The 6583-nt window shown below is 42.7% G+C and carries 8 protein-coding genes; 3 read left to right on the top strand and 5 right to left on the bottom strand.

The window, feature by feature from the left end:
- Positions 1 to 104 precede the first annotated feature (104 nt).
- From B3O12_RS08625 to B3O12_RS08615, 3 genes are all read left to right on the top strand, one after another.
- Entirely contained in the window at positions 105 to 806 is a 702-nt protein-coding gene (locus B3O12_RS08625) for a ceramidase domain-containing protein (RefSeq protein WP_286755996.1), read from the top strand.
- 75 nt (positions 807 to 881) lie between these two features.
- Entirely contained in the window at positions 882 to 2111 is a 1230-nt protein-coding gene (locus B3O12_RS08620) for an NAD(P)-dependent malic enzyme (RefSeq protein WP_286755995.1), read from the top strand.
- Between the two features lie 52 nt (positions 2112 to 2163).
- Entirely contained in the window at positions 2164 to 2445 is a 282-nt protein-coding gene (locus B3O12_RS08615; RefSeq protein ID WP_286755994.1) for a DUF427 domain-containing protein, read from the top strand.
- Positions 2446 to 2545: 100 nt separating this feature from the next.
- On the opposite strand, the gene B3O12_RS08610 is transcribed toward B3O12_RS08615, so the two are convergent.
- The 5 genes from B3O12_RS08610 to B3O12_RS08590 all read right to left on the bottom strand — a co-directional run bounded on the left by B3O12_RS08610 (position 2546) and on the right by B3O12_RS08590 (position 6567).
- Positions 2546 to 4252 (bottom strand): alanine/glycine:cation symporter family protein, encoded by a 1707-nt coding sequence (locus B3O12_RS08610; protein WP_189631650.1) that lies wholly within the window; start codon positions 4250 to 4252, stop codon positions 2546 to 2548.
- 160 nt (positions 4253 to 4412) lie between these two features.
- Positions 4413 to 4808, bottom strand: a complete 396-nt coding sequence (locus B3O12_RS08605; RefSeq protein ID WP_189631649.1) for a Dabb family protein — start codon at positions 4806 to 4808, stop codon at positions 4413 to 4415.
- Between the two features lie 36 nt (positions 4809 to 4844).
- Positions 4845 to 5402: a peptide deformylase gene (gene def / locus B3O12_RS08600; RefSeq protein WP_189631648.1), complete on the bottom strand. Its 558-nt coding sequence runs from the start codon at positions 5400 to 5402 to the stop codon at positions 4845 to 4847.
- Complete coding sequence (gene ruvX / locus B3O12_RS08595) at positions 5399 to 5815, bottom strand: Holliday junction resolvase RuvX (RefSeq protein ID WP_189631647.1); 417 nt, start codon at positions 5813 to 5815, stop codon at positions 5399 to 5401. Before ruvX ends, def begins: the two co-directional genes overlap by 4 nt.
- Entirely contained in the window at positions 5815 to 6567 is a 753-nt protein-coding gene (locus B3O12_RS08590) for a hemerythrin domain-containing protein (RefSeq protein ID WP_189631646.1), read from the bottom strand. Before B3O12_RS08590 ends, ruvX begins: the two co-directional genes overlap by 1 nt.
- Positions 6568 to 6583: the final 16 nt, after the last annotated feature.

The following is a 6583-nucleotide window of genomic DNA, read 5'->3' as shown; positions in this document are numbered from 1 at the left end:
TCTGAGAAAGTGTTAAACTATTCTGCCGGCTGTCTGTCGAAACCAAAAGAAAACTCAAACTTTTTCGCAACTTTCAGTCGACTAAACAAGTTCTAAGCACAGTTATGTATTTAGGTCCGGAACAAATAACCGATGGAGGCCCATGGTATGCCGAAACTCATATCACAGACAGCTTAATTGTAGAACCCTGGAATGCCTTTTCATCGCTGGCCATTGCAGCCCCTGCGATCTATTATCTATGGAAAATTCGTAAAAACCCGCTTCAGTATGGTTTTTTATTAGCCTGTATTCCATTGCTCTTTCTTAATGGTTTGGGCAGTACGCTTTTTCACGGATTAAGGAGTTCGCGCATTTTTCTCCTCATGGACTTTATGCCCGCTCTTGCCCTAACCTTAGTCATAAGCATTTACTTCTGGATTAAAGCTTTACCAAAATGGTGGATGGGCATAATCGCTGTTACCCCGGTTTTCCTTATGCGCCTGGGAGTAATTGATCTTGTTCCGGGTCAAAGGGGGATAAACACCTCCTACATGATCAGCGGAATTGCCTTTCTCCTCCCTGTTTTCCTTATTCTAAGAAAATATCATTTTAAAAAAACTGCTCAGATAATAATTAGTGCCATTTGCTTTGTTCTGGCCATTTACTTCAGGCAAGTAGATAAACTGTTTACAGATATTATACCCTTTGGGACTCACTTTCTGTGGCACATATTTTCAGGCATTGGCGCATTTCTTTTGGCAGACTACCTCTATTTTATGAGAACCCAAGAACTCAAAGTAGCCAATAAACTGCCTGAAGGCTCTTAAAAACAAACAATAGAATGGTCTTCTGCCTTTTTAAGAGGCTAATCCCTTAACTTTGACCCCTTGATTTAAATTTGTATGGAAGAAGTATACAAGAAGTCTGTAGAACTGCATGAAGAGATGCAGGGTAAGATTGAAATGGTGAACAAGATTGCAGTAGACAGCAAAGAAAAACTTTCGCTCGTTTACTCACCGGGCGTGGCCCAACCTTGTCTAGAAATTGAGAAGAACCCAGAAAGAGCTTACGACCTTACCATAAAAGGCAATACCATAGCGGTAGTGACAAATGGCACTGCTGTTTTAGGACTTGGTGATATTGGCCCCCTGGCCTCTCTTCCGGTAATGGAAGGCAAGGCCATGTTGTTCAAGAAGTTTGCCGGAATCAATGCTGTTCCTATTTGTATTGACAGTAAAAACACCCGTCATATCATTGAAACCATCCGAAGAATTTCACCCGCTTTTGGAGGTATTAACCTGGAAGATATTGCCGCTCCGGAAAGCTTTGAGATTGAGGAAAAACTGCAAGACATTGGCATTCCGGTGTTTCATGACGACCAGCATGGAACAGCCATTGTTACTCTGGCAGCACTCATCAATGCCTGTAAAGTAACCAACAAGAAACTCACCGAGCTAAAGGTAGTGATCAATGGAGCCGGTGCGGCCGGTATAGCCATTGCCAAATTGCTCCGCTGTTTTCATATCGACTCCCCACTATGTCAATCGGTAAAAACACTTATTGTGTGCGATTCTCAGGGAGCCATTCACCGTTTTAGAAACGACCTTAATAAGGCCAAAACAGAATTACTTAAATACTCCAACTTCAACGATGTGGAAGGAGACATTCATGAAGTTATTAAGGGTGCCGATGTATTTATTGGGGTAAGTAAGGGAAATATTCTCACTAAGGAAGACATTCAAAACATGGCCGAAAACCCTATTATTTTCGCCATGGCCAATCCTACACCCGAAATTATGCCAAAGGATGCCTATGAGGCCGGAGCGGCTATTGTAGGTACCGGAAGAAGTGACTTCCCTAACCAGATTAACAATGTACTGGCTTTTCCGGGCATATTTAAAGGGGCTCTAAAAGCTCGGGCAAGCACCATTAGCACCGAAATGAAGCTGGCTGCAGCTTATGCCATTGCCAATTCACTGGAAAATCCTACTGCTGAAATGGTGATTCCTTCTGCTCTGGATTCTTCTCTGGCCCAGGTAGTAGCCGATGCGGTAGAAAAAGCTGCACATTCAGAAAAAGAGCTCGAACGTCAGATAGCCGAAGCTGAAGCACAATTTGGCGAAGATCAGTAGCCCCTGCTGAACCCAAAAGGCTTTATCTTGTTCACTTTGTAAACATAGAACTATGAAGGCAATTTGGAACAATCAGATTTTAGCGGAAAGTAATGACACCATTGTTATAGAAGGAAACCATTACTTTCCGCCTCAATCCATCAACGAAACATTCTTTAAGCCGAGTAATACTCATACCCACTGTCCGTGGAAAGGCGAGGCCAGCTATTACAACCTGGAAGTAAACGGAAAGATAAATCAGGACGCAGCTTGGTACTACCCTGTAACCAAAGAAGCTGCTAAACCCATTGAAGGTTATATTGCCTTTTGGAAAGGAGTCGAGGTAATCCCCTAATTCCCATAGACCTAAGCAAAAAATTGCTCCCTTTTTTTATAAAAAAAGCCAGGCGTTCCGGCCTGACTTCTGTTATGTTTTGTTGGAGTTCTTTTACGCGCTACTCTGGCGTTTTCTCTTGAGGATATTCCTTCTTGAAGCCATCCCAATACTCTTTAATGGTTAGCTTCATTTCTTTTCTCAAGAGTAAAATGCCCAAGAGGTTGGGTAAGGTCATTAGAGCTATAGCAATAGCAGCAATAGTCCAGATAATGGTGGTATCGGCAATTGACGCCACAAAGAAACCGGCCACATATAATACCCTGTAGTACTTTACGGAACCAGACCCTGCCAGAAACGTCATAGCTCTATCTCCATAATAAGACCATGAAATGGCCGTGCTAAAAGCAAAAAGCAAAAGCCCTATAGAAACTATGTACTGACCATAATCGCCAAACCAACCTTTTGTGAAGGCTATAGCCGTTAGTGGCGAGCTATGAACCAATGATTTTCCGTAGAACGAAATACTGGCATCTTGCAAAACACCGTTCTTTATCTCTACTTCACCAGTCAATGGAGGCCCTCCAAAGTACTCATTCACAGTTACATCTTCCGCAACCGATCGCGCATGAATAACCGTAACATCACTCACAATTTTACCATTCTCCACCTGTAGCATACCATCGAATACCGGCAAAGGGTTTTCTCCGGAAAGGTGCTCCTTCAATGCTTTTCTGTCTTCTTTTACATCGTCCGAATAATCAGCGCCCGCTATAATAGACATATCCGTTACAGCGAAGTCGTTGTAATGTTTTTCTTGCCATGCACCGGAAGAAAGCAGGGTAAGCCCGGTAATAGAACAAATAATTATGGTATCGATAAAAGGCTCAAGAATGGCTACCATACCTTCCGAAACAGGCTCATGAGCCTTTGCAGAGGCGTGTGCGATAGGAGCTGAACCCTGACCCGCTTCATTAGAAAATAAACCTCTACCTACCCCCACATTGAAGGCATAGGCAATGGTTGCTCCCAAAAAACCACCTGTAGCTGCTGTGGTGGTAAACAAGCTGGTAAATACCGAGCTAATTGCGGGTATTATGTTGCCGGCATTGGCAAAAATCACCGAGAAACAGCCTATAAAATAAACTACGGCCATAGCGGGCACCAATCGTTCCGTTACAGCGGCAATTCTTTTGATTCCACCAATAATTACCACGGCCAGAATTACAGACAATACAGCTCCGGTTATCCATGGTTCAATCTGAAAAGTAGACTTTACGGCCCCGGCAATACTGTTGATCTGAGGCATATTGCCCGTTCCGAAAGAGGACAACACAGTGGCTCCCGCAAATATGGCAGCCAACCAACCTAGCTTAAACGACTTATTGCCAATTTTAAATTGGGCATTCTTCATGTAGTACATTGGCCCACCCGCCATAGAGCCATCGGCAGTCTTCTCTCTATACTTATGAGAGAGAGTAACCTCCACAAACTTGGTACACATACCAATTGCGGCAGTCATGACCATCCAAAAGAGTGCTGCCGGCCCCCCAAGGTGAAGAGCTAAGGCTACCCCGGCAATGTTTCCGGTACCTACCGTTCCGGAGAGTGCGGTGGTTAAGGCCTGAAAGTGAGAAGTATCGCCTTCATCGCCTTCTTTATCATATTTACCTCTTACAACATTGAAGGCAAATCTGAAATACCTGATCTGAGGGAATTTGAGGTAGATTGTGAAAAAAAGTCCGGTCCCCAGTAACACAAAAGGAAACCAGTCTGAACTTCCGATCCAACTGTCGACAGTGGTCAGAATTTCGTTTAATCGCTGCATAAATGGGTAGGTTTAGTTTTTTGGATGCTGCAAAAATAGGGATTATCCCTTGCCAACAAAGGCGAATTGGGTTTAAGCGGGTCTGTTTATATAATTGGCACCAATAGGCCAGTCCATAGAACACGGTACTGGTACGGGCTCACTTTTAAGAACAACTGAATCAATGTTCAATATCGGTAACCATTACCCGTTGCCACAAGTGTTGATGCCTCTCAATCATTTCCAGATGTAATGGGTGCTTCTGATAATACTCTTGGTCTTCCAGGTTTTTAAAATGGAAGACCACAGCATAATCATAAGTATTCTCTATTACTTCTCTGGTAGTATTGGCCGGTTTGCCGGTATAAAAAGCTCGAACCGTTTCTATATCGGCCAACTTTTCACAATCGGCCTTAAACGCTTCCACCTCCTGTTCAGAAACACCTTCTTTGAGCCAGAAGTAGGCCGTATGTATAAAAGGGTGTTCCAGCGCTTTCTCATCAGTATTTTGTATACTGCTGTTGGGCTCACAGCCAAACACAAGCACAAGTAAGCCTATTAAAAAGATTCGATTCATAACAAGTGTATTTGCTATGAAGATAGAAAATGCAGCTTATTTCTTGAGCGGAAACTTCATGCGATATTTAATATCTACATTTCCTTTAGAAATATTCACGAGCTTGGCTCTCAACATTTGTTTTTTGAGTCCTTTAATATAATCCGTAAACAGCACCCCATCCAGATGATCATATTCATGCTGAATCACTCTGGCTGTCAGGCTATCGAACTCTTCTTCGTGGGGAGTCCACAGTTCGTCAAAATAGCGAATGGTAAGTTTCTCGGGCCTTAATATATCGGCATGCACATCGGGTATGCTCAGGCAACCTTCTTCAAAGGCCCATTCATTGCCATATTCGTCCAATATTTCGGGGTTAATGAAGGCCCTCTTGATCCCCGTACCCTCTTCTTCATCGCCCATTTGAGTAGAGTCGATAACAAATATTCTGTACGACAAACCAATTTGCGGAGCGGCCAACCCTACTCCATTGGCATTGTACATGGTCTCGTACATGTTTTCTACCAACTGGGTGAGGTCTTCCGAATCGCGTGGGTAATCTTCTGCTTCTTTTCTTAAAATATTGTCTCCGTATGCTAGAATCGGATAAATCATATGCCTTTACTTTCGAGGTAGGATTGTAGAATAATAGATGCACTAATTTTATCTACGTTCCCCTTCTCTCTTCTATCTTTCTTCTTCATTCCTCCGGCAATCATGGCATCAAGTGCCATTTTGGAGGTAAATCTTTCGTCATGCAAATAAACGGGTTTTTCGGGAAACTGCTTTTTAAGAAGGTTACGAAATTGCTTTACCAGGGGTGTGGCATTCGTATCTTCTCCATTCAGTTTTTTGGGCATTCCCAATACAAAAGACTCAATACCTTCTGCAGCATCATAGGCCTTTAAAAAAGCAATAACATCTTTGGAATGCACCGTTTCCAGTGGCGATGCAATAATCTGAAGAGGGTCTGTTACGGCCAGTCCTACCCTTTTACTGCCATAATCTATGGCTAATATTCTACCCATTAATTGTGTTTCGCGAGGTCGTAAAATTTAAGCTTCACCAAACGTTCCAACTGGAGCGCTTTCGGAAATAAAATCTCGTTTTCAATTTTCGCGTGCAAGATGAGGTCTTTTTCCAGCCTTTCCAACTCACTGTAAAGCACTTTAATCTGAAGGTCGGCTTCTTCACAGTAGGTGTAATTATTCGTAAACTTTCTAAATCCCTCCATTTCATTGTCGTGAACCTCGTGGTCTAAAGCAAATTCTTTGACCGAGTACTTCTCCATTAAGTAAAAGACCTCCGAACTGGGCACATCATCTTTTAGAAAGCGAGAGAGCTGGCTTACATAAGAAAAGAAGGTGTCTTCTTCTTCATAAATATGTTCTATAAAATCTTCAACAAAGAGAGGAAAAACAGACTTTAGGTCTGCAGAAAGCGACTGATACCTAAAGTTCACTATCTGAAGCCCATCAATAAGCTGAGCGATATAAGGAATTCGCTTTTTTACAAAAAGATAATGGGCATGCTTAAGGTATTCAACCATCAGTTCTACAGGAAAAGACTGCAATTGTTTTTTGGTTGTACCATTATTATCCGATACCAGCTCCATGGCTTTCATTACCGACTCGGCCCTGAGCCCATGCCTTGAGCAAACATCTTCCAACGTTTCCGTCTTGTAATCGTAAAACTTTACGCCAAAATAGTAAAGCACAGAGGCTCTGATGTGGCTCTCTGTAACAAGGTCGTTTATAGTTCGTTTTAAAAGATTTTCCATTTGCTCAGCGTGTTTA

Source organism: Roseivirga sp. UBA838 (genome assembly GCF_002296035.1).
GTDB classification, from domain to species: Bacteria; Bacteroidota; Bacteroidia; order Cytophagales; family Cyclobacteriaceae; genus Roseivirga; species Roseivirga thermotolerans.
This window is presented reverse-complemented; position numbering and strand designations above follow the sequence as displayed.